The sequence below is a fragment of the Enterobacter sp. BNK-8 genome, from assembly GCF_048685095.1.
Classification (GTDB): Bacteria; Pseudomonadota; Gammaproteobacteria; order Enterobacterales; family Enterobacteriaceae; genus Enterobacter; species Enterobacter quasiroggenkampii.
This window is the reverse complement of the sequence record NZ_JBLQTN010000001.1, coordinates 3,673,893-3,699,923: the sequence shown is the minus strand read 5'-3', so window position 1 is coordinate 3,699,923 and position 26,031 is coordinate 3,673,893. Positions and strand designations below refer to the sequence as shown.

The window sequence follows — 26,031 nt, the reverse complement described above, 5'->3', positions numbered from 1 at the left end:
CCTCAAAACAGGAAATAGCGTTGCGCCATCGGCAGAACGTCAGCCGGTTCGCTGGTAATCAGTTCGCCGTCGACGCGCACCTCGTAGGTTTGCGAATCAACGGTGATGTTCGGCTGCAGAGCGTTGTGGATCATGTCGGCCTTTTTCACCGTCCGGCAGCCTTTCACCACCGCCGTGGCGCTCTGCAGGTTGAGCTGCTGGGGGATGCCGTTCGCGTGAGCCGCCTGCGAGACAAACGTCAGTCTTGTGGCGTGGCGCGCGGCGCCCAGCGCGCCAAACATCGGGCGGTAATGGACCGGCTGCGGCGTGGGGATTGAAGCGTTGATGTCACCCATCGGCGCGCAGGCGATCATCCCGCCTTTGACGATGGTGGCGGGTTTTACGCCGAAGAACGCCGGGGACCAGACCACCAGATCTGCCAGCTTGCCCGCCTCAATCGAGCCCACTTCATGGGCGATACCGTGGGTCAGCGCCGGGTTAATGGTGTATTTGGCGACGTAGCGCTTCACGCGGAAATTGTCGTTCTCGCCGGTCTCTTCCGGCAGCGCGCCGCGCTGGACCTTCATGCGGTGCGCCACCTGCCAGGTACGGATAATCACTTCCCCGACGCGGCCCATAGCCTGCGAGTCTGACGACGTGAGCGAGAACGCGCCGATGTCATGCAGCACGTCTTCGGCGGCGATGGTCTCCCGACGAATGCGGGATTCGGCAAACGCCACGTCCTCGGCGATATCCGGGTCGAGGTGATGACAAACCATCAGCATGTCGAGATGCTCGTCGATGGTATTGACCGTGTAGGGCAGCGTCGGGTTGGTGGAGGAGGGCAGAATATTCGGGTGTGCGCAGGCGGTGATGATATCCGGCGCGTGGCCACCGCCCGCCCCTTCGGTGTGGAAGGTGTGGATGGTGCGCCCGCCAATGGCGGCAAGCGTATCTTCGACAAACCCGGACTCGTTCAGCGTGTCGCTGTGCAGCGCCACCTGAATGTCCATCTCTTCGGCCACCTCCAGCGAGCAGTTGATCGCCGCAGGCGTCGCGCCCCAGTCTTCGTGGATTTTAAGCCCGATGGCGCCCGCAGCAATCTGCTCGCGCAGGGCGTCCGGATTGGATCCGTTACCTTTGCCGAGCAGGCCGATGTTCACCGGCAGCGTATCGGCGGCCTGCAGCATGCGGGCGATATACCATGGCCCTGGCGTGCAGGTGGTGGCGTTGGTGCCCGCTGCGGGTCCGGTGCCGCCGCCGATCATGGTGGTGACGCCGGAGACCAGCGCCTCCTCCGCCTGCTGCGGGCAGATCCAGTGGATGTGGGTGTCGATCCCGCCTGCGGTGACGATCTTCCCTTCGGCGGCGATGACTTCGGTTGCGGCACCAATCGGGATCGTCACGCCGGGCTGAATGTCGGGGTTGCCGGCTTTGCCGACGGCAAAAATCCGCCCGTTCTTGACGCCGATATCGGCTTTCACGATCCCCCAGTGATCGACGATCAGCGCGTTGGTCAGCACCAGATCCACGCAGTCGTCTGCGGTCATCTGCCCCTGGCCCATGCCGTCGCGGATCACCTTCCCGCCGCCGAACTTGACCTCTTCGCCGTAGATCGTGAGATCGTCTTCCACTTCAATCCACAGCTCACTGTCGGCCAGCCGCACTTTATCGCCGGTGGTGGGGCCAAACATATCGGCATAGGCCTGGCGCGAAATCTCAGCCATGTTTCACCTCGCCCATTACCTCGCCGCGAAAGCCGACAATGCGCTGCGCACCCGTGACCTGAACCAGCGTCACTTCGCGCTTCTGGCCGGGCTCAAAGCGCACGGCGGTACCTGCCGGGATGTTCAGCCGGTAGCCCCGGGTCACCTCACGGTCAAACTTCAGCGCCGGGTTGACCTCGTAAAAGTGATAGTGCGATCCGACCTGGATCGGCCTGTCGCCGTGATTTTCGACAATCACGGTTTGGGTTTCGCGCCCGACGTTGATCGCAATCGCGCCGGGCTGGATCTGGTATTCGCCTGGGATCATCACGCGCTCCTTAGACGATCGGGTTGTGGACAGTGACGAGCTTGGACCCGTCCGGGAAGGTGGCTTCCACCTGAATGTCCGGGATCATCTCCGGTACGCCCTCCATCACCTGGTCGCGGGTCAGGACGTGGCGGCCTGCCTCCATCAGCGAGGCGACGGTTTCACCATCGCGCGCGCCTTCCATGATGAAGGCGCTGATCAGCGCGACCGATTCCGGGTAATTGAGCTTTACCCCGCGCGCAAGGCGGCGTTCGGCAACCAGCGCGGCGGTGAACAGCAACAGCTTGTCTTTTTCTCTGGGGGTCAGTTCCATAACGTTTCTCTTATGTCTGCCAGATACGCGGCGAACAGGCGGTTTTGGTGGTGAGAAGCGGGCGAAGCGACTGCCAGACGTCGCGCATCACCCGCTGACAAATCAGGTTATCGTGGGAGAGAAAGCGCACCGACATGAGATCGTCCGCGAGCGTGGCGCCCGCAAACGTATCCAGCGGGGCGAGCAGTGCACGCGCCGCGTCGAGATGTTCTTCTCTGGCCGGGTAGAACAGCAGCGTGCCAATCCACGAATGCCCGGCGACGGGCGTGAGATCGCCGTCGGCAAGGTGCTGACGTTCAATCAGGCGTGGCTCGTCCTCAACCCAGACTTCAAGGCGGCTTTCCAGCGTGCCGTGGCTGAAGGCCTCATTGATTACCGGTTGTCCCAGGCAGTACAGCTCCCACGCCAGCAGCGTGCTGGAGGCCTTCAGGTGGAAGACGGAGCGCAGTGCGGCATTCGCACCGGGGAAGATAATGGTGTCCTGCGGCAGCCACTCCAGCGTGGATCCCTCATCGAGATAAAAGTGCTGATGCAGGCGAGCCTGCGGGCCGCTGCTGCGATAGAACTTGCTGGCGCCGGGCATGGTGATAAGCGCATGGCTTTTGGCGTCCAGACGCACGGTAATATCCAGCGTATCCCCGCCCACAACCCCGCCCGGCGGGTGCAGAAGATAGAGGTGGCAGGTCTCGCCTTCGGGATAAAATGGACGCTGAACGGTAAGCGGCCCGACGTGATGAGCGGAGTGCAGGAGGGTTTTCTCAGGGGTGTGACAAAACTGCAGGGCAAGCGACGCCTGCCAGCCTTTGTATGAATTATCAGTGACCTGAGCTGCTAACATGCTGCATCCATCTGCTCATCATCGGGTCGTTTCAGTATGCCCTGGCAGAAATGAAGGCTGTCATATGAGTCGCTTATGGATAGCGGTTAAGACGAAACAAAAAAGCACGCCCGGAGGGCGTGCTGTCTGACAAACATCGCGATGCCGTTATTTCAGGTGCTCATGCAGCGCTGCGCCAGCCTGCTCCAGGGCAACCTTGACCGTAGGCTCTTCGCTCAGTGGATTGAGCAGGCCGTAATCGTGGATCATGCCGTTATAGCGCGTGACGGTCACCGGGACGCCAGCCGCATCCAGCTTACGCCCGAATGCTTCACCTTCATCCCGCAGAACGTCCAGCTCAGCTGTCTGAATCAGCGTCTCCGGGAAGCCTTTCAACTGCGCGGCGCTGGCGCGAAGCGGAGAGGCAAGGATATTGTTGCGATCGGCCGCGTTGGTGGTGTAGTTATCCCAGAACCATTTCATCATGTTTTTCGACAGGAAATAGCCGTTCTCGAACTGGTTATACGAGGCAGTATCAAAATTCGCATCGGTCACAGGCCAGAGCATGACGTTGTAGCGAATTTTTGGCCCATTAAATTGTTTTGCCTGCAGCGCCACGGAAGCCACCATATTGCCGCCCACGCTGTTACCGACCAGACCCAGACGGCTACCGTCCACGCCAATTTCCTGACCGTGCTCGGCTACCCATTTTGTCGCTTCAAAGGCCTGATGAATGGCCACCGGGAAATGGGCCTCAGGTGACGGCGTGTAATCAACGTAAACCGCTGCGGCACCTGACGCGCGAACCAGATCTCGGATTAAGCGTTCGTGAGTTGGGAAATCACCCAGCACCCAGCCGCCGCCGTGGAAGAACATAAATGCCGGGAGCGTGCCGGTCGCGTTTTCAGGTTTCACTATTTTCAGTTTGATCGCCTGACCATTTACCTGGATCGTTTTTTCTGAAACCTGAGCGGGCGGCAGTTTTGCGCCTTGCTGCGCGCCGATCAGTACCTGACGGGCCTCCTGCGGGGTCATCTGTTCCATTGGCTTACCCTTGCCCGAATTCAGAACATTAAGAAATGCCTGTACGCCTGCGGTCGGGGTAGGGGTATTGGTGGTGTGAGCGGACGCTGCAGCAGACGCGAACACGGAAGAAACCAGGATGGCGGCTAATGTTTTCATGGTAGTACCTCTTTAAGCGAGTGTTAGACAGTAACGTTATTTAAGTAGTGCGCTATTAAGTTGTTGCTGTAATACTTGCGTGCAAGATACTTTTAGTCAAACTTTATTTATAATTTTTTTATAAAACTGACTAAGGGTTGAAAGAGAAATGAGAGAAAACAAGACGTTAGATGATTTACTTTGCTTCTCACTGTACTCGGTCACCAACGCGTTCGTTCGGCAATATCGTCCCTTATTGCAGGAAATGGATCTTACCTATCCGCAATTTGTTGTTTTGATGGCGCTTTATGAGAAAGACAACATTCCACTTCGCGATCTCAGCGATAAGACGTTTTTTGATTCGGGCACATTGACCCCGCTGGTGCAAAAGCTTGAGGCAAAAGGGTTTCTCAACCGTATCGCGGTTGTGGGTGACGAAAGAATGAAAAATGTCGTTCTGACGGAGAAGGCTAACGCACTGAAAAAGCAGGTGATGGCGCTGCCGGACCAGATACGTTGCAGCATGCGGATGAATGATGAAGAGCTTGAGATGCTGAAAAAACTTTCCCGAACGCTGCTGGATGATTTGTAAGAATCCTTCGGTGGGGTTAACCCACCGAAGCGAGGTCATTAGCGGTAATCCTCCGCATCCACATCATACCCCGATGGCTCCCAGCGGATCGCCAGCAGCGAGGCCAGGCCGATAAACGGCGCCAGTGCAATTACCCAGAACACGGCGGTATCTAGCGAGGCGACCAGCAGCGGGAACAGGAACAGCGACAGCGTCGAGCTGCTGCGCATCAGCGTCTGGTTAAGGCCCACGCCAACGCCGCGCAGCGAGGTCGGGTAGCTCAGCGAGGCAAACGTCATAGTATGCGCGCCCGGGCCGAAGCCCTGGCCGAACAGGAAGAGCGCCAGCATCGCCACGGCAAGCACGCCTTCGGTGGCGCCTTCCGGACGACCAATCAACCCCAGGCCCAGCAGCGCGACCAGCTGGCAGGCGTAACCCGCCAGCGACATTCGCCAGGCGCCGAAGCGCGGCACGTAGCGTACCGCCAGCAGTCCGCCAACGAAGGCAAACAGCAGGTTAAGCGCCAGAGAAATCAGGATGGTAGTCAGCATCGACTGGACAAAGAAGCTTGAGATGATCACCGGCAGACCAAACGCCACCGCGTTATAGGCGAACGAGGAGACGACGGACAGCAGCGTGGCGAGCGTGGTGCGCCGCAAGTAGATGCCGCGGAACAGGTTCAGGTAGTTGGACCATTTCGCTTTATTCACGACGGGGGCTGGCTGGCTCAGCGCATCCTGCGGCACGTGGGCATTGATGTTGTATGAGTGGCGTAAAATGGACGCTGCCTCCTTCAGGTTGCCCTGATTCGCCGCCCAGACCGGCGATTCGCTCATATAGCGGCTGCGGATGGCAATAATCACCAGCGCCGGCACGGCGCCAAAGCCGAGAATCAAACGCCACAGCCAGTCGCTGTGGCTTTCCGGCAGCACGGCGTAGAAGAAAAGCACCAGCAGGTAGGAGATACTGATGGCGGCATACCAGGTGGGGCACCACATGGCGACGCTGGAGGCCTTATTGCCGGGGCCTTTCAGCCTGGCGAACTCGCTTAAAAACGCCATCGCCACGGGAAGGTCGATCCCGACGCCAAGCCCCATGACAAAGCGGGCACCCGCCAGCACATATTCGTTCGGAGCCAGCGCACAGGCAATAGCCGCTACGACGAAGAACACCATATCAGCCATAAAGACGCGATAGCGCCCGATTTTATCCGTGAGATAACCGCCGAGCAGCGCCCCGACAATGGCGCCAAAGGTAATGGCCGAGGCCACCATGCCGGTACCGGCGGGCGTCAGGTTAAATTCGCGGGTGATGTCTTTAATACCGAAGGCCAGCGCGCCCAGATCGTAGGCATCGAGGAAAATCCCGCCCAGCGCGATACCGACCACGATACGGGCGTTGGCCCGACCCTGAGAACCGTCATTAACGAGGCGTGAGACATCCGAGGCGCTGCGCACCCACTGGATGTCGCCATCGGGGTGTTTTCCTGCCGTTGAAAGGGGTGTGGTTTCTGTGATTTCTGCCATTTTCTTCTGATGTGGTTGTGTTGTGTCATTAACAGTTACCACAGGCAGAAGGTGACCAAAATCACATTTGGCTATAAGGCATAACTAACCTTGCGGGGCGTCTTTTTTCTTCCTCTTGAGCTTCGTCCAGATTTTTGTCTCCTGACGACGCCACAGGCGCTGAATATTATCGTGATGACGCAGCAGGATAAGGCAGGAGAGCATCGACACCGGGAAGGTAAACTGGGGCTTGAACCACCAGACGTAGAACGGCGCGATCAGCGCGCTGACGATGGCGCCCAACGACGAATAGCCGCTCAGCAGAATGGTCAGTAGCCAGGTCCCGGCCATCACGCCGGTCAGGTCCCAGCCGATAGGCGCAATGGCACCAAAGGCGGTCGCCACACCTTTGCCGCCTTTAAAACCGAAGAATACGGGCCAGATGTGGCCGACACAGGCAGCAATCGCAATGAGCCCCAGCCAGAACGGCGTGACGCCCAGCGCATACGCGCCCCAGACGGGCAACATCCCTTTCAGAACATCAAAAATCAAAACCGCTACGGCTGCTCCCTTGCCGCCAATTCGTAGTACGTTGGTCGCTCCCGGATTCCCGGAACCACTTTCACGCGGGTCAGGTAACCCGGCGATGCGGCAGACCAGAATGGCGCTGGAGATTGAGCCGCAAAGATAGGCGAGGAGGATCATTCCAGGCGCGATTGCACTCATAACGCTGTTCCGTTTTGAAAATGTATCTGTATTCTCAGCATCTGTGGATAATACGCATAATTCGCCGGAAGTGGTATCCGGTTTAGCCAAAAAGCAGGCAGGTCGTGATGGATATTGTATTTATAGAGCAACTTTCGGTAATCACCACTATTGGTGTTTACGACTGGGAACAGACCATCGAGCAGAAGCTGGTGTTCGATATCGAAATGGGCTGGGATAACCGCAAGTCGGCAAAAAGTGATGACGTGAATGACTGTCTGAGCTACGCCGATATCAGTGAAACGGTCATCGCCCACGTTGAAGGGCAACGTTTTGCGCTGGTCGAACGGGTGGCGGAAGAAGTTGCAGAACTGCTGCTGAAAAAATTCAACTCACCGTGGGTGCGCATCAAGCTGAGCAAACCGGGCGCGGTGGCGCGCGCCGCCAACGTTGGCGTCATCATCGAGCGTGGCACAAATCTGAAAGGCAAGATTTAACGTCATAATAGCTAAACCCTTTTAGGTTATATCTGTCTTATAGCTGTATCTTTCACGGTAGCCGTTGGGGCGACCGTTTTTTTTATATTTTTTTAGGGGTTTATAGATGAGCGATATGCACTCGCTGCTGGTGGCGGCAATACTGGGTGTGGTCGAAGGATTGACGGAGTTTTTACCGGTTTCCAGTACCGGCCATATGATTATCGTTGGCCATCTGCTGGGTTTTGAAGGCGATACCGCCAAAACGTTCGAAGTGGTTATCCAGCTGGGTTCGATTCTGGCGGTGGTGGTGATGTTCTGGCGCCGTCTGTTTGGCCTGATCGGTATCCATTTTGGCCGTCCGCCGCAGCACGAAGGGATGAGTAAAGGCCGCCTGTCGCTGATCCATATTCTGCTCGGGATGGTCCCGGCAGTGGTGCTGGGTCTGGTTTTCCACGACGCCATCAAATCGCTGTTTAACCCGATTAACGTGATGTACGCGCTGGTGGTGGGCGGCTTCCTGCTGATCGCCGCGGAAGTGCTGAAGCCAAAAACGCCGCGCGCGGAAGGGCTGGACGATATGACGTATCGTCAGGCGTTTATCATTGGCTGCTTCCAGTGTCTGGCGCTGTGGCCGGGCTTCTCACGTTCAGGCGCAACCATCTCCGGCGGGATGCTGATGGGCGTAAGCCGTTACGCCGCGTCAGAGTTCTCGTTCCTGCTGGCGGTGCCGATGATGATGGGTGCCACCGCGCTTGACCTCTATAAAAGCATCGGTTTCCTCACCACGGGCGACATTCCCATGTTCGCCGTTGGCTTCATCACCGCGTTTATCGTGGCGCTGATTGCCATCAAAACCTTCCTGCAGCTGATTAAGCGTATCTCGTTCATTCCGTTCGCGATCTATCGCTTCATCGTTGCCGCTGCGGTATACGTGGTCTTCTTCTGACCGATGGCCCTCAGTCTTTTGGCTGAGGGCAATGCTTTTCCTTCCAGTCAGAGACCGCCTGAATTCGCCGTTTCGTGAGTTCTTCGCGAATTTCCGGTCCTTTGAATCCCGCCTCGACGACGTCCTTCGTCGGCACCGCTTTCGCTACCTCCCAGGCTTTACGCAGTAAACGTCCCTGCGGGTAGTCGCACGCTTCAAACCCGGTACGCCCGCGCACGTCAGCTTCGCTGGTCAGCGCGATTTGCTCCACGCGCTGGGGTTTGCGCCAGGCGTCGATGTTATCGAAAAGCTTAACGATGGTGGCCGGTTTCAGGATGGGGAAGGTGTGGATCAGATCATGGAATTCGGCCACCAGTTTCGCCAGATCGCGGATCTCGTTCGGCACGCGCAGACGCTGGCACAGCCCCTCGACCAGCTTCACCCCGGCTGGACCGTGACCGTGGTGCCGTGGCCAGAGCTCTTTTGGCGTTAAGCCTTTGCCCAGATCGTGGCACAGGGTGGAAAAACGCACGTCCACGTCAGGGCTGAGCATGGCCGCCATGCTCAGGGTCATCAGCGTGTGCACGCCGGTATCAATTTCCGGGTGCCATTTCGCCGGAGCCGGGACGCCAAACAGCGCGTCTATTTCCGGGAACAGCACCTTCAGCGCGCCACAGTCGCGCAGGACCTGGAAAAAGACCTGCGGGTTACGCGTGGTGAGGGCATTCTCCGTCTCTTTCCAGACGCGCTCTGGCGTCAGGTGTTCAAGCTCGCCCGCCTCGGTCATGGCGGTCATCAGCGCCATTGTCTCATCGGCAATACGGAAGCTGAGATGGGCGTAACGCGCGGCAAAACGCGCCACGCGCAGCACGCGGAGCGGATCTTCAGAAAACGCCGGGGAGACGTGGCGTAAAAGACGGTTGCGCAGATCGTCCTGGCCGCCATAAGCGTCAACAATCTGGCCGTGCTCGTCCTGCGCCAGTGCGTTAATGGTCAGATCGCGACGCAGGAGATCTTCCTCCAGCGTGACGTCAGGCGCGGCATAGCAGGTGAAGCCCGTATAGCCCGAACCTGATTTCCGCTCGGTACGCGCCAGGGCATACTCTTCGCGGCTTTTCGGGTGCAGGAACACGGGAAAATCGCGGCCTACCTGCTGGTAGCCCGCGTCGAGCATCTCTTCCGGGGTGGCGCCCACCACCACCCAGTCTTTATCTTTGACCGGCAGACCTAACAACGCATCACGAACCGCACCACCGACCAGATAACTCTTCACGCCTGACACTCCCGTTTTCTCTTTTCCAGAATGATACGTAAGTCTGGCAGAGAAGACGAATTAGTTCATCCAGCGATCTTTACGCTTACGGCTTGGGATCAGGTGCGGCAGAACCAGACCCAGCACCAGACCGACGCCCAGCACGCCGCCGCCATACATAAACCACTGCATGATGATGGTGCGCTGTTTGTCATCGAGCTGCAGGTTGGCGGCATTCACTTTCTTCTGCGCGACAATCAGCTCGTTTTTCAGCTTCTGGTTCTCTTCTTTCAGCCCGTTAATCACACCGTCGCTCTGCGCCACTTTCTGCTGCATTTCGGCGGTACGCTGGTTCCAGGTTCCGTCGATGTTGTTCAGCTTGTCGGTCAGGGTTTTCACCTGATTTTCCAGATCCGGCACGCGGGTGCGCAGGCTTGGCACGGTGCTCAGCTCTTTCAGCGGGATCCAGGACGTACGGCCAGAACTGTCGCGAACCTGACCGTAGTTGGTGTCCGCGTTGGTCTGTAACAGGGTAACTTCCTCGCCGGCATTGACCGTGCCCACGAGGCGATAATTATCTCCGGGGCCACTGCGTACCCAGGTGTTCAGTTCGTCAGAAACGTAACGCTTCTCTTCAGCGTGCACGGCTGTTGCGGCGCTAAAAGCGAGTAAAGTAAGTCCAATCAGGCGTAATTTAAGCATCATTAGTCGTTATTTTCATAAATAGTGGAACGATAGTAGTGGCAACAGTGTCTCTACGCAAAGCATTCGTCAGCAATCAGAATCATCTGTGTCACGACTCTGGACATTTACGCCCGACAAATTGCTCATTGCATGGCAATTTGGCGCAAAATACTATGTACTGACAAACAAATGGCGAGGAAGTTCGCCCTCATTGACGCGTCTGTGACGCCCGCAAAAGTACAAGGCTATGGCTCAGGAAATCGAATTAAAATTTATCGTCGAAAAAGACAGCGTTGACGCACTCCGCCAGCATCTGCATACGCTCTCCGGCGAACACCATGCACCGGTACAACTGCTTAATATCTATTACGAAACGCCGGACAACTGGCTGCGCCGCCACGATATGGGGCTGCGCATCCGTGGCGCGAGCGGGCGCTACGAGATGACGATGAAAATTGCCGGCCGCGTGGTCGGCGGGTTACATCAGCGTCCGGAATACAATATCGACATCAGTCAGCCAGAACTTGAGCTCGAACGCTTCCCGACGGACGTCTGGCCGGAAGGCGAGCTGCCTGCCACGCTGGCAGAGCAGGTGCAGCCGCTGTTCAGCACCGATTTCTGGCGCGAGAAATGGCTGGTGACGGAAGGTAAAAGCCGCATCGAAATCGCTCTCGATCTCGGTGAGGTGAAGGCGGGGGAGTTCCAGGAACCCATTTGTGAACTGGAGCTTGAACTGCTGGAAGGGGACGCGAATGACGTGCTGAAGCTGGCGCGCAGGCTGGTGAGTCAGTCCGGACTGCGTCAGGGAAGCCTGAGTAAAGCCGCGCGGGGTTACCATCTGGCGGCCGGAAATGCGCCGCGCGTTCTGAAAGAGACGATCATTTTGCGCGTTGCGCCGAAAGCCAGCGTTGAGCAGGGGCTGGAAGCCGCGCTGGAGCTGGCGCTTTCGCAGTGGCAGTACCACGAAGAGCTGTGGGTGCGAAATGTGAAAAACGCCAAATCCCACGTGCTCGCGGCGATAGCCCTGGTGCGCCATACCCTGGCGCTGTTCGGCGGGATCGTTCCTCGCAAAGCGAGCGCTCACTTACGTGATCTGCTGACGCAAACTGAGACGCTGATGCTCTCGGACGTCTCGGCGCAAACGGCGATTTACAGCCCGCAAGCCGCTTCGGCAAAACTGGCGCTGACCGAGTTTCTGGTCACGCGTGGCTGGCGCGCCTTCCTGGATGCGAAAGCCGAGGCCAAAATCGCGGAAAACTTTAAGCGTTTCGCGGACATTCATCTTTCCCGTCATGCCGCTGAACTGAAGAGCACCTTTGCGTATCCGCTCGGCGATAAATATGGTGATCAGCTTCCCCGTCTTTCGCGCAACATCGACAGCATGCTGCTCCTTTCCGGTGCCTACGACGGGCCACAGGCGCAGGCGTGGCTGGAAAACTGGCAGGGGCTGAAGCATGCCATCGAAACCCGTCAGCATATTGAAATTGAGCATTTCCGTAATGAGGCCATTTCGCAGGAGCCGTACTGGCTGCACAGCGGAAAACGTTAACTCTGGCAAGGAACCCCTAGAATGCCGCTTTCTTCACCGTTACAGCAGCAGTGGCAGACCGTTTGCGAACGTCTGCCTGAGTCATTACCGGCGTCATCGTTAAGCGAGCAGGCGAAAAGCGTGCTCGTCTTCAGTGATTTTGTGCAGGAAAGCATCGCCGTCTACCCGGACTGGCTGGCGGAGCTTGAGAACGCACCGCCGCAGGCGGACGAGTGGCGGCATTATGCCGGCTGGCTGCAGGCCGCGCTTGAAGACGTCGCGGATGAGGCGACGCTGATGCGCGTCCTGCGTCAGTTCCGCCGTCGTGTGATGGTGCGCATTGCCTGGGCGCAGGCGCTAGAGCTGGTGAGTGAAGAGAGTACGCTGCAGCAGTTAAGCGAGCTGGCGCAGACGTTGATTGTCGCCGCGCGCGACTGGCTCTACGCCGCCTGCTGTAAAGAGTGGGGCACGCCGTGCAGCGAGGAAGGGGTTCCTCAGCCGCTGTTGATTCTGGGGATGGGCAAGCTGGGCGGTTGCGAGCTGAACTTTTCCTCCGATATCGACCTGATTTTCGCCTGGCCTGAGAACGGCTCCACGCGCGGCGGCCGTCGCGAGCTGGACAACGCCCAGTTCTTTACCCGTCTCGGTCAGCGTCTGATTAAGGCGCTGGATCAGCCGACGCAGGATGGTTTTGTCTACCGCGTGGACATGCGCCTGCGTCCGTTCGGCGATAGCGGGCCGCTGGTGCTGAGCTTTGCCGCGCTGGAGGATTACTACCAGGAGCAGGGGCGCGACTGGGAGCGTTATGCGATGGTCAAAGCGCGGATCATGGGCGACAGCGATGACGCCTACGCCAACGAACTGCGTGCCATGCTGCGCCCGTTCGTGTTCCGTCGCTATATCGACTTCAGCGTCATCCAGTCCCTGCGCAATATGAAAGGGATGATTGCCCGTGAGGTTCGCCGTCGTGGGCTGAAGGACAACATCAAGCTTGGCGCGGGTGGTATTCGCGAAATCGAATTTATCGTCCAGGTCTTCCAGCTGATTCGCGGCGGGCGCGAGCCGTCGCTACAATCCCGCTCGCTGCTCCCGACGCTGAGCGCCATCGAGCAGCTTCACCTGCTGCCGGACGGCGACGCGCAAACCCTGCGCGAGGCCTATCTGTTCCTGCGTCGTCTGGAAAACCTGCTGCAAAGCATCAACGACGAACAGACCCAGACCCTGCCGGGGGATGACCTTAACCGGGCGCGTCTGGCCTGGGGCATGCGCGTGGATGACTGGTCAACGCTAACCGAACGGCTCGATGCCCACATGGCAGGCGTGCGTCGCATCTTTAACGAACTGATAGGTGATGATGAAAGTGAATCGCAGGACGATGCGCTTTCCGAGCACTGGCGCGAGCTGTGGCAGGACGCGCTCCAGGAAGATGACACCACGCCGGTGCTGACGCATTTAACCGACGACGCGCGCCATCGCGTGGTGGCGCTGATTGCCGATTTCCGTCTTGAGCTGAACAAGCGCGCCATCGGCCCGCGCGGTCGACAGGTGCTGGATCACCTGATGCCGCACCTGCTGAGCGAGGTCTGCTCGCGGGCGGATGCGCCGGTGCCGCTGTCGCGCATGATGCCGCTGCTGAGCGGGATCATCACGCGCACCACGTATCTGGAGCTTTTGAGCGAGTTTCCGGGGGCACTCAAGCACCTGATTACGCTCTGCGCCGCCTCCCCGATGGTGGCCAACAAGCTGGCGCGCTATCCGCTGCTGCTGGATGAACTGCTCGACCCGAATACCCTGTATCAACCCACGGCGACGGATGCCTACCGTGACGAGCTGCGTCAGTATCTGCTGCGCGTGCCGGAAGAGGACGAAGAGCAGCAGCTGGAGGCGCTGCGTCAGTTTAAGCAGGCCCAGATGCTGCGCGTGGCGGCGGCGGACATCGCCGGAACGCTGCCGGTGATGAAAGTGAGCGATCACTTAACCTGGCTCGCGGAGGCGATCATCGACGCGGTCGTGCAGCAGGCGTGGGTGCAGATGGTGGCCCGCTACGGCCAGCCGAAGCACCTTGCTGACCGTGAGGGGCGAGGGTTTGCCGTGGTGGGTTACGGCAAGCTCGGCGGCTGGGAGCTGGGATACAGCTCCGATCTGGATTTAATCTTCCTGCACGACTGCCCGGTTGACGTGATGACCGACGGCGAGCGCGAGATTGACGGGCGTCAGTTCTATCTGCGCCTGGCTCAGCGCATTATGCACCTGTTCAGCACCCGCACCTCGTCGGGCATTTTGTATGAAGTCGATGCGCGCCTGCGTCCGTCCGGCGCGGCGGGCATGCTGGTCACCTCAACGGAATCCTTCGCCGATTACCAGAAGAATGAAGCCTGGACGTGGGAGCATCAGGCGCTGGTGCGCGCCCGCGTAGTGTATGGCGATCCGCAGCTCAAAACGCAGTTCGATGCCATTCGTAAGGACGTCATGACCACCCCGCGCGAGGGTAGTACGCTGCAGACCGAAGTGCGCGAGATGCGCGAGAAAATGCGCGCGCACCTGGGTAATAAACACCGCGATCGCTTTGATATCAAAGCCGACGAGGGCGGGATTACCGATATTGAGTTTATTACCCAGTATCTGGTGCTGCTCCACGCGCACGACAAGCCGAAGCTGACCCGCTGGTCCGATAACGTGCGCATTCTGGAACTGCTGGCGCAAAACGACATCATGGACGAGCAGGAGGCGCAGGCCTTAACCCGCGCCTACACGACGCTGCGCGACGAACTTCACCACCTGGCGCTGCAGGAGCAGCCGGGCCACGTGGCGCTGGACTGTTTTGTCGCAGAACGCGCTCAGGTAACGGCCAGCTGGCAGAAGTGGCTGGTGGAACCGTGCGTAACAAATCAAGTGTGATATTATCGCGCGCAAATTGTGAATCTTTCTGGAGTCAGGAATGAAAGTAACACTGCCAGAGTTTGAACGTGCTGGAGTAATGGTTGTTGGGGATGTGATGCTGGATCGCTACTGGTATGGACCGACCAGCCGCATCTCTCCGGAAGCACCGGTACCGGTGGTTAAGGTAGACACCATTGAAGAGCGTCCCGGCGGCGCGGCAAACGTGGCGATGAACATAGCCTCTCTGGGCGCGCACTCGCGTCTGGTTGGCCTGACCGGTATCGACGATGCGGCGCGCGCGCTGAGCAAGTCGCTGGCGGACGTGAACGTGAAGTGCGATTTCGTTTCTGTTCCGACCCACCCAACCATCACCAAGCTGCGCGTGCTGTCACGCAACCAGCAGCTGATCCGCCTCGACTTTGAAGAAGGGTTCGAAGGCGTTGATCCCAAGCCGCTGCACGAGCGCATTAACCAGGCGTTGGGCAATATCGGCGCGCTGGTGCTGTCCGACTACGCGAAAGGCGCGCTGGCCAGCGTGCAGACGATGATCCAGCTGGCGCGTAAGGCCAGCGTACCGGTGCTGATCGACCCGAAAGGCACCGACTTTGAGCGCTATCGCGGCGCAACCTTGCTGACGCCAAACCTCTCCGAGTTTGAAGCGGTGGCGGGCAAATGCAAAACCGAGGAAGAGCTGGTTGAGCGCGGCATGAAGATCATTGCTGACTTCGAGCTCTCTGCGCTGCTGGTGACCCGCTCCGAGCAGGGGATGACGCTGCTGCAGCCGGGCAAGGCGCCGCTGCATATGCCAACCCAGGCGCAGGAAGTGTACGACGTGACCGGTGCCGGTGATACGGTGATCGGCGTGCTGGCGGCGACGCTGGCCGCGGGTAACTCCCTGGAAGAGGCGTGCTACTTCGCTAACGCCGCGGCGGGTGTGGTCGTCGGTAAACTCGGTACCTCAACCGTGTCCCCAATCGAGCTGGAAAACGCGGTGCGCGGCCGTGCGGACACCGGTTTCGGTGTGATGACCGAAGACGAGCTTAAAGTGGCTGTCGCCGCCGCGCGCAAGCGCGGTGAGAAAGTGGTAATGACCAACGGTGTGTTCGACATTCTGCACGCGGGCCATGTCTCCTATCTGGCGAATGCGCGCAAGCTGGGCGATCGTCTGATTGTGGCAGTGAACAGCGATGCGTCGACCAAACGTCTGAAGGGGGAAACCCGTCCGGTGAACCCGCTGGAGCAGCGTATGATCGTGCTCGGCGCGCTGGAAGCCGTGGACTGGGTGGTGTCGTTTGAAGAAGACACGCCGCAGCGCCTGATTGCCGGTATTCTGCCGGACCTGCTGGTGAAAGGCGGGGATTACAAGCCGGAGCAAATCGCAGGCAGCGAAGAAGTCTGGGCCAACGGCGGCGAGGTGATGGTGCTCAACTTTGAGGACGGGTGTTCCACCACCAACATCATCAAGAAGATCCAGAAAGACAGTCAGTAAAAAACGGGCCTGTTGGCCCGTTTTTTTATGTCGGGTGGCGGCTGCGCCTTACCCGACCTACGCGTTCATGTAGGCCCGGTAAGGCGTAGCCGCCACCGGGCACAACAGGCCGCACTTACTCCTGGTCGTCCACCGGTGGAATAGCCGGTGCCGGCTTCACTTCTTCCGGTGCATTGCGGTTTTCCAGCTCGGTCAGACGCTGTTCCAGCAGTGCCAGCTTCTCGCGGGTGCGCAGCAGAACCTGGGTCTGCACGTCAAACTCTTCGCGGCTGACTAGATCAAGGCGAACCAACTGCGCCTGCAGCGTCTGGCGGATTTTCTTCTCAACGTCATCACCAAATTCACGAATGCCTTTCGGCATGGATTCATGAACCTGACGCGCAATTTGCTCAATTTTCTTCGGGTCAATCATTGTCGTTTCCCTTGATGGAAAGGTGTCAGTGTCCATTGTAGCGCGTCATGCCCGGGGTAAACAAAATTGTTTGATGCTTATGCATTGCCCAGGATAATCAATAGCGTTATAGTTATCTCGCTTATTCTCAGGGCGGGGCGAAATTCCCCACCGGCGGTAAATCAGCTTAACGCTGAAAGCCCGCGAGCGCTTTGGGTGAATTCTCAAAGGTCAGCAGATCCGGTGTAATTCCGGGGCCGACGGTTAGAGTCCGGATGGGAGAGAGTAACGATCCAGTCGGGCATGGGCCCGCTCACGTTATCTTTTTGCCGCTTATACGGCGCTCCTAAGACTGCCCTGATTCTGGTAACCATAATGTTAATGAGGTTTTTTTACCATGAATCAGACGCTACTTTCCTCTTTTGGCACTTCAACTCAACGTGTTGAACATGCACTGGATGCACTGCGCGAAGGCCGCGGTGTGATGGTGCTTGACGATGAAAACCGTGAAAACGAAGGCGACATGATTTTCGCCGCCGAAAACATGACCGTTGAACAGATGGCGCTGACCATTCGTCACGGCAGCGGCATCGTATGCCTGTGTATTACTGAAGATCGTCGTAAGCAGCTTGAGCTGCCAATGATGGTCGAAAACAACACCAGCGCCTTTGGGACCGGATTTACCGTGACCATTGAAGCGGCGCATGGCGTGACCACCGGTGTGTCTGCGGCTGACCGTCTGACCACCGTACGTGCCGCCATTGCTGATGATGCGAAGCCCTCCGATCTGCATCGTCCAGGCCACGTCTTCCCACTGCGCGCGCAGGCGGGCGGCGTCCTGACCCGCGGCGGCCACACCGAAGCGACCATCGATCTGGTGACGCTGGCGGGCTTCAAACCTGCGGGCGTGCTGTGTGAACTGACTAACGATGACGGCACCATGGCGCGCGCGCCGGAGTGCATCACCTTTGCGCGTCTGCACAACATGCCGGTGGTCACGATTGAAGATCTGGTCGAGTACCGCCAGGCGCACGAGCGCAAAGCCAGCTGAAACTGCTGATGTGAAAAAGCCGGGGAAACCCGGCTTTTTTACGTTTAGTGGTAGTTAATTTTGAACAGCACCACGGTTTCAAACGGTCCGGACTGGATCGCCTTTCCCGGCACCGGCGTCAGCTCAGCGGTATAGGTCTGTTCGTACTGCAACGTACTGCCGGTAAAATCGGCATACTCTTCGTATCGGTTAAAGGTGTAGGGCTGCGTTCCGTTAAGGATGCGTAATTTCAGGCCGTTACCGATGAGCAGGGCGGTATCTTCTTCGCTCAGCGTCTCGTTCGTATAGAACGACGAATCCATTTTAAACCCATCGGAACACTCGGCGTCCTGTATCTTGGTCGTTCTGACCGAGAACGTGCGCGTTCGCTTTCCCTGATTCATTATGTCGCGAGCGCTGAACGTACCAAAATCAATCTCCTGATTTTCCGGATAGATGCTGAAGGTCGCCCCGCAGTCCAGCACGGTGATATTGTTCAGGCCATTAATATGATACTTCAGGTTTTTCGCGTCGGACATCTGGTTGACGCCACCCTTGCCGTCGAACTGCACCACGATATAGTCCCCGAGCGTGCTGACGTAGCCGTGCGGCGGCATGACCTTGATTCTGACGTACAGACGAAAGCGCACGATGAACGTGCGTGAGGTGTGAATGTCGTTCGCATTGCCGGAACAGATGCGGTTCTCCCAGCCCATTTGCTGGATTTGGGCGGGGGTATAGATAGTGATCTGTTTGTTATCAAGGCACTGGGAGGTATCAACCCCGTTGGGTTGCCCCGTCGCATCGTAGTCAATCCCTTCATAGGTTACGCCGAGCTCGTAGTAGGGATCGGACGCCGACGGGTAGGGGTTAACCCAGGCGTAGATGTCCTCTTTTTCAAAATTACTGGTGGTGTTGTGGTCTCAGGTCACAGGGACTTTGATATCGTCAGATTCCCATATCTTTTCCCCCACCTGCGCGTTGCTGGGAATGGCAAAAGGGGAGATCGTTTTTGTCTCCTCGACGGGCCCGCCGGAAACGCCGAGATAGCAGTCAAGCGCCAGCGCCTCTCTGACGGGCAGAAGGGCGAACAGCAGCAAAAACAGACAATTAACGAGCTTGCGCATTGTTTTGACCCTTCCGCTCGCTGAGCTGACATGGCGCCTTACCCGCACAGGTAACGTCCACTTTTTTCAGCGCGCCGTAATCATCAATGTAACCCACGCTGTAGTAGCTGCCGTGGTAGTCGCTGGTAGAGGTGGACGCCGTGGCAAACGGAGCAATCATCAGGCTGTCGAAGCCCGGCAGCTGGGTTTTCGCATTTTTACTCAGCCACGCGAGGGTGATGTAATAGGGCGTGGGGTTATGCACGCTGAGCCCCGTTGCGGTGGCGGTAATTTCCATGCGCATTTCGCTTTGATCACCCGGCTTTTTGGTGATGGCTTTTGGCCGCCAGAACAGCTTAATGCGGCTCTGCATGGCCACCTGCATAACGCTGCGCGCCTCGCTGGCGCCGCTTTTGGGCGGAACTTCGCGCAGGTTGAAGTAAAACAGCGACTCTCTGTCCTTCGGCAACTGCCCAACCGCCGCCTGCTTCACAATCCTGACCTGCGATGACGCGCCCGCTTCAATACGCTGAATGGGCGGCAGCGCCATGAAGTGGCTGTCCTCTTTGCGCCCGTTTTCGTCTTCAATCCAGGAAAGCGCCAGGTAGGGTAAGGTTTTGCTCTGGTTATCGACTTTCAGGCTGCTTGCCTTGTCCCCTTCGGGAAAAACGATCCGCGTGCGGTCCAGGTTAATGGCGGCATGCGCGTTCAATGCGGTGCCGAGCAACATCAGGCTCAGGGCCTTGAGTGGGGTGAGTTTCATCATGGTTTCTTACTGGCAAGGCAGCATGAGCTGCATACTGTTTTCAAGGTGAGAAGGTAACGAGAAGCGACACTGATGGTTGTCTCCCCACGTGACCAGGAACTGTTGCTCAGGCTGGACGGCGCCCAGCCAGACGCGGCCCTCCTCGGCGACCATGCCGACCTGCAGGCCGTTATCCTGCAGGCGGACCAGGGCGCCGAGCGGCGGTGTCCCGGAAGGCGTTCGCAAAATGCCGGCAATATCGTTACCGGCTCGGGTCGCGATTTGTCGATAGCCGATGGCGCCTTCTGTCCAGGTGGAAGTGACCACCCGCGTATCGACGTCAACGCCGTCAGGCAAATTGTTCATGTTGACCCGCACGCTGGCCGGGGTATAGCTGGAAAACGACGGCAGAACGCCGATACCCGACGCGTTGGTTTCGTCATGCGATACGTTCAGCGGGATATGGCCCACGCCGTCAGTGCTGACCATGACGCGTGGCTCATTGCCGTAGCTGCGACGGTGCAGGGCAAACCCTTTCGCCGTCCCGGTAAACGATCCGTTCCAGCTGGCGCTCATTGAGTTGTACTCATTCGCCTTATAGCTGCCCGAGACGTTGAGATCCCCCAGCGAAGATTAGTGCTGATAGTTTCCGCTGAACTGTGCGCCCGCATCGGCTTTTTCGCTCTCGGTGCCAGCAGAGACGCCCCAGGTATTGTTCCGGTCAGAGGTATCGTACCAGGAGACGCTCTGGCTCAGGCTGTCGCCGTTGCGCAGGTCGTAGTTCAGGCGATGGTCAGGATCGAGCGGCACGCTCAGCGAGAGATAAAACTGGTTATCGTCCTCTTCATCATCTTCGTAATGGGTTCTGCTCAGCGACAGGGTCAGGCCAAGGTTTTTCCAGCGGCCAAGGTCGAAGTTATAGCCTGCGGTGACGCTGCCGGTCGTGGAAGGCGAGTCGTCCCACCAGGTTTGGCGCAGCATGCTCAGATAAAGGTTTAGCGAGAGGGCCGATATGTACTGACTGGCGGTGACGCTGAGGGTCTGTTTTTCCGTCTGGCTGTCGCTGTTGTCGTTATCCAGATAGCGCGCATAGCTCAGGAACTGACGGTCCGAGTAGCGGTAGCTCGCCAGCGTAAGCTGGCTACCGGTGGTGTCGAACCGTTTACTGTAGTTAAAACGGTAGCTGTAGCCCGCCTGCGGATCCGCGCCCGGCAGCTGGCTGGTGGCCCGGGTGATATCAAACGAGAGCGCGCCCAGATACGCCATGTTTTGTCCCAGCCCGGCGGCCAGGGCTCGGTAGTGGTCACCATCGGCCAGCGTTCCGCCATAGAGCGAGGTTTGCGACAGCATACCCCAGGAAAACTCGCCGCTCATGAAGGTGCTGTCCTCAACGTCATGCGATGCGTCCTTTCGCGGCTTGCCTGCCGCCAGCTTGTAGCGAACCTGGCCCTGACGCGTCAGGAAGGGGACGGATTCGGCGGAGACCTGGAACGTACTCACCCGGCCATCTTCTTCCGTCACCTTCACGTCGAGCGTGCCCTGCACCGACTGGTTGAGATCCTGAATGATGAACGGGCCCGGCGGGACTTTTGTTAGATAGATGACCCTGTCGGCGAGGCTTACGGTGACCGTCGCGTTGGTTTGGGCAATACCGGAGATTTGTGGCGCATAGCCGCGCAGTGACCACGGCAGCATGCGCTCATCGCTGATAAGCGACGCGCCGGTGTAGGTGAAGGCGTCGAAAATCGACGACTGGAAATCCGTCTCGCCGAGCGTCAGCTTTGCGCCCATGGTGGGGAGGGGGCGGAACATATAAACGCGCGAGAAGCGCCCGTTATGCTCTGAACCGCCGTCCGCGTGCGTCTGGTTGTATTGATAATCGCTGCGCAGCCGCCAGGCGCCGACGTTCGCGCCCGCCGTGCCGTAAGTGTTGGCATTGTCTGAACTGCTGCCGCTGTTGGGCTGGTAGTGGCTGGCAAAAAGATTGTAGTCCAGCAGGACGCCCGCCACGCCGTTATCCCAGGTTGACGGGGGCATCCAGTCGGCAGAACGGTACTGCAGCCACGCCTGGGGAATGGACACGTTTAGCGTCTGGCTTGCTTGTTCAAAGGTAAAATGAATGTCCGGCAGCGGGGCGAAGTCTATACAGCCCTCTTTTTCAGTGAGCGATTCCCGTATTTTATCCTGCAGGCCGAACGTGTCGGCCAGTTCGGCGGGAATACAGACCTGAACTGCATCATTCACTTTTTTCCACGTTAACTGCCAGCCGTTTGCTAAGGGGGTGTCATTAATTGAAACCGTAACAAAATAACGACCGGGGACGACGGAAGCGCGATCTTTAAATTGAGTTAAATCGACACTGTTGCGCTGATCTTTATCGATGGCATTAATATTAAATTCGGTACCAGAGGCGACTTTCGTCATTAACAGGGCGGTAATGATGATTATGCATGTTGATTTATGTTTCATCATCCTGTTGCTCAAGGTAAATATAAAATGCCGACTGGCATAACGAGCCAGTCGGTAGATAACGAGGTAAATTCGAATTATTTATATGCCAGCACATAGTTTGCGGTGGCTTCAACCTGACCCGGCGTTGCCGTTTTGCCGCTCAGCACTTCCATCTGCGCCTTAAAGTGCAGCGTCTGGGTGGCGGAGCCTGCCAGCAGGGTAACTTCACTGGCGCTACCCAGGGTGATGTTCGCTTCCGCATTATCCAGCAGACGGACGCCCACGTTCTGCGCGCCGCTGGCATACGTGTTGGTCATCAGGCTGGTATCCGTTGTATCTGTGGCGGAGCTGGTGAACGTGACGTCAACTTTGGTGATTGGGGTATCGGTTTCATCGCCTGGATCGTCCAGCTGGCAGTTTTCCAGGTTGATATCTACCGCAACGGGAGACGATTTTTTATTGGCATTAATAACGGCAGTCGTAATTTCACCCAGATCGACTTCTTTATCAACGCTATCAGGAGCAATGCTGCACGGCGCATCAATCACCACCCCTTTGAATTTGATCTTGCCTGAGCCTTGTTCTGCAGCCAATGCCGAGCCAGAAATAAGCGTGGCCATTGCCACGGCTAAAAGCGCTTTTTTTCCTGTAAACATGAAAATATCCTTTTTCAGTTGAATTCATATCCTGAATATTAATCAGAATATTGCCAGGAAAGTATACCGATCTCCGGATGGGCAATGCGATTAACCACGCTTAAAAATCATTGTAGATATAATTAAAATATAAATACGGGTTATTGTAACTGGATGAATTTCAAGCAGTGTAAATTATAATGCCGGATGCATTGTTTAGTGTTATTACGCACAGTAATGTTCAATAAAAAACTTGATTTTTTTATAAGGAAGTAGGCGGGGCGTATATTCCGTAAAAAGTTATTCCTTTAACAAATAATAGGCGCCTCCGTTTCAGGAGGCGCCCGTCACGTCAGCCAATGCCTGCGGCCTGAAGTAAGACCAGACTTAGCCCCATCACCGACATCCCGCACAGGACGCCATAGCTTGGGTTGTTGTTTGGATCGATCTCTTTCGCCAGCGGCATCAGCTCGTCTACCGACAGCGCAACCATAATCCCCGCAACCGCGGCCATAATGGCAGCCATGACGACCGGCGAAACCAGGCTACCGAGGATGAGCCAGGCCAGCACGCCGCCGAGAATTTCCGCCATGCCGGAGATTCCGGCCCAGAAGATTGCCGTGCGCTTTGAGCCCGTAGCGGCATAGACCGGACCGGCCACCGCGAGTCCTTCAGGAATATTGTGCAACGCCACCGCCAGGGCGATGCCGAGGCCCATTTCCAGGTTGCTGCTGGCGGTGACATACGTCGCCACGCCTTCCGGGAAGTTGTGCAGGCTTATGCCCAGCGTCAGCAAAATGGCGGTGCGCTTAATGTTGCGCGGCGCGGGCGCTACGTTTTTTTGCATTAAGTCCTGAGGGTGCGCGTGGGGCAACATGCGGTCGAGCGCGAAGTATCCCAGCAGGCCAACGACAAACATGCCGTAGCCCAGCAGCGGAGACATGCCTTCCGTGCCCAGCGCCGCAGGGAGCATCTCCATCAGGGAGATGAGCAGCATGATCCCGGCAGCAAAGCCCAGCGAGAAGGCCAGCACGCGGTTTGATGGCTTTTGACCAAGCACGCCGAGGATCGCGCCGATGAACGTCGCGGCGCCCGCCAGTATGGTCAGGATCAGAGGGACTGACATGCATTGCTCCTTATGATAATGATTCTCATTAATATAAATGATTCATTTCTGGCAAAGCGAGGGGCGAACCCCGGCTTTACACATTCCTTACATTCAAATTTCCTGATGATGATCTTCACGCTTATCTGCGTTCATCTTTGCCGGATTGCGCGTAATGTAGCACCATTAAATTGACACCTTCTGTAAGGATATCATCATGACTTCTTCCCGTATGCCAGCCCTGTTTTTAGGCCACGGCAGCCCAATGAACGTTCTGGAAGACAACGTCTATACCCGCGCATGGCGTAGCCTGGGCGAGACGCTGCCGCGTCCAAAAGCGATTGTGGTGGTATCCGCGCACTGGTTCACCCGCGGCACAGGCGTGACCGCCATGGAAGCGCCAAAGACCATTCATGATTTTGGCGGCTTCCCGCAGGCGCTGTATGACACCCACTATCCGGCCCCCGGCTCGCCTGAGCTGGCACAAAGGCTGGTGGAACTGCTGGCGCCTGTTCCGGTTGCGCTGGATAAAGAAGCCTGGGGTTTTGACCACGGCTCGTGGGGCGTGTTGATTAAAATGTATCCTGATGCGGATATCCCGATGGTGCAGCTGAGCATCGACAGCACCAAACCGGCCGCCTGGCATCTGGAGATGGGCCGTAAGCTGGCAGCGCTTCGTGATGAAGGCATCATGCTGGTGGCAAGCGGCAACGTGGTGCACAACCTGCGCACGGCACGCTGGCACGGTGAGAATACGCCTTACCCGTGGGCGACCGCTTTTAATGACTACGTTAAAGCGAACCTGACCTGGCAGGGTCCGGCTGAGGCACATCCGCTGGTGAACTATCTGGATCATGAGGGCGGTTCGCTCTCTAACCCGACGCCGGAGCATTTCCTGCCGCTGCTGTACGTGCTTGGCGCGTGGGATGGCCAGGAGCCGGTGACGATCCCGGTCGACGGGATTGAGATGGGAAGCCTGAGTATGCTGTCGGTGCAGGTAGGGTGAAAACATGCCCGGTGGCGCTACGCTTACCGGGCCTACAAAACCGTAGGCCGGGTCAGGCGAAGCCGCCACCCGGCAGATCTTACTCCACAAAAATATGCGGATAGAACCGTGACAGGTCCTGCGTGATCAGCGCGCGATCTTCGCGAATGCCAATTCCAGCAGGTTGATCGTTAATGAGCCAGCTGCCAATTAGCGTATAGCTGTCGCCAAACTTCGGCAGTGGATAGAACTCCTGGACGATCATCCCTTCTTCACCGTACGGCCCTTCAACCGCTTCCAGCGTTTTACCGTTTTCGATAATCGACACGTTCGCGCCTTCGCGGGAGAAGATCGGCTTAACGACGTATTTCTCCATCTGCGGGTAATTATCTTCCGCGAAGTACGCTGGCAGCAGGTTCGGGTGATTCGGGAACATTTCCCACAGCATCGGCAGCAGGGCCTTGTTGGAGATAATGCTTTTCCAGGCCGGTTCCAGCCAGCGTACGCCCGCGTCTTCCAGCTTGGTGGAGAACATCTCGCGCAGCATGTATTCCCACGGGTAGAGCTTGAACAGGTTGCTGATCACCTGATCCTGCATGTCCGTGAACTGACCTTTTTCACCCAGGCCGATATCCTCGATATAGAGGAACTCGGTCGCCACCTCCGCTTCGGCGGCGCAATCCTGCAGATACTGAACCGTGCCACGGTCTTCTTCCGTGTCGCGGCAGCAGGCGAGATGCAGCAGGTTAAAGCCAAACTGCTCGCGTAGCTCGGCGAAGCGCTCGATCAGCTTCTCCTGCAGGCTGTTGAACTGGTCGCTGCCTTCCGGCAGGTTGCCGGCATTGGCCTGGTCTTCCAGCCAGATCCACTGAAAGAACGCCGCTTCGTACAGGGACGTTGGGGTATCGGCGTTGTTTTCCAGCAGCTTAGGCTCGCCTTTGCCGTCCCACGCCAGATCCAGGCGAGAGTAAAGCGAAGGTTGATTCGTTTTCCACGACTGGCGGACAAAGCTCCAGGTGTGCTTTGGAATGCGGAACTTGGCCATCAGCTCGTCGCTGTCGATGACTTTTTCCACCACCTTGAGGCACATCTGGTGCAGCTCGGCCGTTACCTCTTCCAGCTTCTCAACCTGGGCCAGCGTGAGCTTGTAGTAAGCGTCTTCACACCAGTACGGCTCGCCGTACATGGTGTGGAAGTTAAAGCCGTACTCGGTGGCTTTTTCGCGCCAGTCCGGACGCTCGGTAATACTGACTCGTTCCAT

General features: G+C 57.7%; 22 protein-coding genes, 2 pseudogenes and 1 riboswitch. Of the genes and pseudogenes, 8 read left to right on the top strand and 16 right to left on the bottom strand.

Features of this window, described 5'->3' with window-relative positions; translation table 11 throughout:
* Nucleotides 1-2 precede the first annotated feature (2 nt).
* The 5 genes from ureC to ACMGGU_RS17750 form a co-directional block, all read right to left on the bottom strand.
* Nucleotides 3-1,706 carry an urease subunit alpha gene (gene ureC, locus ACMGGU_RS17770; RefSeq protein ID WP_024906477.1) on the bottom strand — a complete coding sequence of 568 codons (1,704 nt, stop codon included), beginning with the start codon at nt 1,704-1,706 and terminating at the stop codon, nt 3-5.
* Nucleotides 1,699-2,013 (bottom strand): urease subunit beta, encoded by a 315-nt coding sequence (locus tag ACMGGU_RS17765; protein WP_024906478.1) that lies wholly within the window; start codon nt 2,011-2,013, stop codon nt 1,699-1,701. Before ACMGGU_RS17765 ends, ureC begins: the two co-directional genes overlap by 8 nt.
* Before the next feature lie 10 nt (nt 2,014-2,023).
* The gene (locus ACMGGU_RS17760; RefSeq protein WP_003862556.1) at nt 2,024-2,326 is read right to left on the bottom strand and encodes an urease subunit gamma; all 303 of its coding nucleotides are present in this window, start codon (nt 2,324-2,326) and stop codon (nt 2,024-2,026) included.
* A 10-nt stretch (nt 2,327-2,336) separates the two neighbouring features.
* Nucleotides 2,337-3,164 (bottom strand): urease accessory protein UreD, encoded by an 828-nt coding sequence (locus ACMGGU_RS17755; protein ID WP_420300784.1) that lies wholly within the window; start codon nt 3,162-3,164, stop codon nt 2,337-2,339.
* Between the two features lie 147 nt (nt 3,165-3,311).
* Nucleotides 3,312-4,325, bottom strand: a complete 1,014-nt coding sequence (locus ACMGGU_RS17750) for an alpha/beta hydrolase (RefSeq protein WP_023617354.1) — start codon at nt 4,323-4,325, stop codon at nt 3,312-3,314.
* 148 nt (nt 4,326-4,473) lie between these two features.
* Between ACMGGU_RS17750 and ACMGGU_RS17745 the strand changes: the two genes are divergently transcribed.
* Nucleotides 4,474-4,896 (top strand): MarR family winged helix-turn-helix transcriptional regulator, encoded by a 423-nt coding sequence (locus ACMGGU_RS17745; RefSeq protein ID WP_420300783.1) that lies wholly within the window; start codon nt 4,474-4,476, stop codon nt 4,894-4,896.
* A 38-nt stretch (nt 4,897-4,934) separates the two neighbouring features.
* On the opposite strand, the gene ACMGGU_RS17740 is transcribed toward ACMGGU_RS17745, so the two are convergent.
* Both ACMGGU_RS17740 and plsY read right to left on the bottom strand, forming a co-directional pair.
* Nucleotides 4,935-6,401 (bottom strand): MFS transporter, encoded by a 1,467-nt coding sequence (locus ACMGGU_RS17740; protein WP_045909990.1) that lies wholly within the window; start codon nt 6,399-6,401, stop codon nt 4,935-4,937.
* An 84-nt stretch (nt 6,402-6,485) separates the two neighbouring features.
* On the bottom strand, nt 6,486-7,106 hold the full coding sequence (plsY, locus tag ACMGGU_RS17735; RefSeq protein WP_420300782.1) for a glycerol-3-phosphate 1-O-acyltransferase PlsY: 621 nt from the start codon (nt 7,104-7,106) through the stop codon (nt 6,486-6,488).
* A gap of 107 nt (nt 7,107-7,213) precedes the next feature.
* Here plsY and folB point away from each other — a divergent pair, with 107 nt between their 5' ends.
* The gene (gene folB, locus ACMGGU_RS17730) at nt 7,214-7,582 is read left to right on the top strand and encodes a bifunctional dihydroneopterin aldolase/7,8-dihydroneopterin epimerase (protein ID WP_023309215.1); all 369 of its coding nucleotides are present in this window, start codon (nt 7,214-7,216) and stop codon (nt 7,580-7,582) included.
* A 106-nt stretch (nt 7,583-7,688) separates the two neighbouring features.
* The gene (gene bacA / locus ACMGGU_RS17725) at nt 7,689-8,510 is read left to right on the top strand and encodes an undecaprenyl-diphosphate phosphatase (RefSeq protein WP_023617357.1); all 822 of its coding nucleotides are present in this window, start codon (nt 7,689-7,691) and stop codon (nt 8,508-8,510) included.
* Between the two features lie 10 nt (nt 8,511-8,520).
* Here bacA and ACMGGU_RS17720 read toward each other — a convergent pair whose 3' ends face one another.
* Together ACMGGU_RS17720 and ACMGGU_RS17715 are read right to left on the bottom strand one after the other, a co-directional pair.
* On the bottom strand, nt 8,521-9,762 hold the full coding sequence (locus ACMGGU_RS17720) for a multifunctional CCA addition/repair protein (protein WP_045910159.1): 1,242 nt from the start codon (nt 9,760-9,762) through the stop codon (nt 8,521-8,523).
* A 60-nt stretch (nt 9,763-9,822) separates the two neighbouring features.
* A complete protein-coding gene (locus ACMGGU_RS17715; protein ID WP_025912514.1) occupies nt 9,823-10,443 on the bottom strand; it encodes a TIGR04211 family SH3 domain-containing protein in 621 nt (206 codons plus the stop codon).
* A gap of 229 nt (nt 10,444-10,672) precedes the next feature.
* Here ACMGGU_RS17715 and ACMGGU_RS17710 point away from each other — a divergent pair, with 229 nt between their 5' ends.
* From ACMGGU_RS17710 to hldE, 3 genes are read left to right on the top strand one after another with little or no spacing between them, the layout of a single operon-like run.
* Entirely contained in the window at nt 10,673-11,974 is a 1,302-nt protein-coding gene (locus ACMGGU_RS17710) for an inorganic triphosphatase (protein ID WP_420300781.1), read from the top strand.
* A gap of 21 nt (nt 11,975-11,995) precedes the next feature.
* On the top strand, nt 11,996-14,851 hold the full coding sequence (gene glnE / locus ACMGGU_RS17705) for a bifunctional [glutamate--ammonia ligase]-adenylyl-L-tyrosine phosphorylase/[glutamate--ammonia-ligase] adenylyltransferase (RefSeq protein WP_420300780.1): 2,856 nt from the start codon (nt 11,996-11,998) through the stop codon (nt 14,849-14,851).
* Between the two features lie 40 nt (nt 14,852-14,891).
* On the top strand, nt 14,892-16,322 hold the full coding sequence (gene hldE, locus ACMGGU_RS17700; protein ID WP_420300779.1) for a bifunctional D-glycero-beta-D-manno-heptose-7-phosphate kinase/D-glycero-beta-D-manno-heptose 1-phosphate adenylyltransferase HldE: 1,431 nt from the start codon (nt 14,892-14,894) through the stop codon (nt 16,320-16,322).
* A 115-nt stretch (nt 16,323-16,437) separates the two neighbouring features.
* Here the strand turns inward: hldE and ubiK are convergent, their stop codons facing one another.
* Nucleotides 16,438-16,734, bottom strand: coding sequence for a ubiquinone biosynthesis accessory factor UbiK (gene ubiK / locus ACMGGU_RS17695; RefSeq protein ID WP_014071796.1), 297 nt, complete (start codon nt 16,732-16,734; stop codon nt 16,438-16,440).
* A 119-nt stretch (nt 16,735-16,853) separates the two neighbouring features.
* A riboswitch (FMN riboswitch) is annotated at nt 16,854-17,004 on the top strand.
* A 106-nt stretch (nt 17,005-17,110) separates the two neighbouring features.
* Between ubiK and ribB the strand changes: the two genes are divergently transcribed.
* The gene (gene ribB / locus ACMGGU_RS17690) at nt 17,111-17,764 is read left to right on the top strand and encodes a 3,4-dihydroxy-2-butanone-4-phosphate synthase (RefSeq protein WP_028017147.1); all 654 of its coding nucleotides are present in this window, start codon (nt 17,111-17,113) and stop codon (nt 17,762-17,764) included.
* A 44-nt stretch (nt 17,765-17,808) separates the two neighbouring features.
* Here ribB and ACMGGU_RS17685 read toward each other — a convergent pair.
* The 5 genes and pseudogenes from ACMGGU_RS17685 to zupT form a co-directional block, all read right to left on the bottom strand.
* Nucleotides 17,809-18,870: pseudogene (locus ACMGGU_RS17685) on the bottom strand (type 1 fimbrial protein).
* The gene (locus ACMGGU_RS17680) at nt 18,854-19,612 is read right to left on the bottom strand and encodes a molecular chaperone (protein ID WP_420300981.1); all 759 of its coding nucleotides are present in this window, start codon (nt 19,610-19,612) and stop codon (nt 18,854-18,856) included. The pseudogene ACMGGU_RS17685 and the gene ACMGGU_RS17680 overlap by 17 nt, the downstream one beginning before the upstream one ends.
* Nucleotides 19,613-19,621: 9 nt before the next feature.
* Nucleotides 19,622-22,066 (bottom strand): annotated as a pseudogene (locus ACMGGU_RS17675) (fimbria/pilus outer membrane usher protein).
* A gap of 74 nt (nt 22,067-22,140) precedes the next feature.
* Nucleotides 22,141-22,701, bottom strand: a complete 561-nt coding sequence (locus tag ACMGGU_RS17670; protein ID WP_045909983.1) for a fimbrial protein — start codon at nt 22,699-22,701, stop codon at nt 22,141-22,143.
* Between the two features lie 331 nt (nt 22,702-23,032).
* Nucleotides 23,033-23,806: a zinc transporter ZupT gene (zupT, locus tag ACMGGU_RS17665; RefSeq protein WP_045909982.1), complete on the bottom strand. Its 774-nt coding sequence runs from the start codon at nt 23,804-23,806 to the stop codon at nt 23,033-23,035.
* A 196-nt stretch (nt 23,807-24,002) separates the two neighbouring features.
* Between zupT and ygiD the strand changes: the two genes are divergently transcribed.
* Nucleotides 24,003-24,791: a 4,5-DOPA dioxygenase extradiol gene (gene ygiD, locus ACMGGU_RS17660; RefSeq protein ID WP_420300778.1), complete on the top strand. Its 789-nt coding sequence runs from the start codon at nt 24,003-24,005 to the stop codon at nt 24,789-24,791.
* 79 nt (nt 24,792-24,870) lie between these two features.
* Here ygiD and ACMGGU_RS17655 read toward each other — a convergent pair whose 3' ends face one another.
* A complete protein-coding gene (locus ACMGGU_RS17655) occupies nt 24,871-26,031 on the bottom strand; it encodes a glutathionylspermidine synthase family protein (protein ID WP_111967464.1) in 1,161 nt (386 codons plus the stop codon).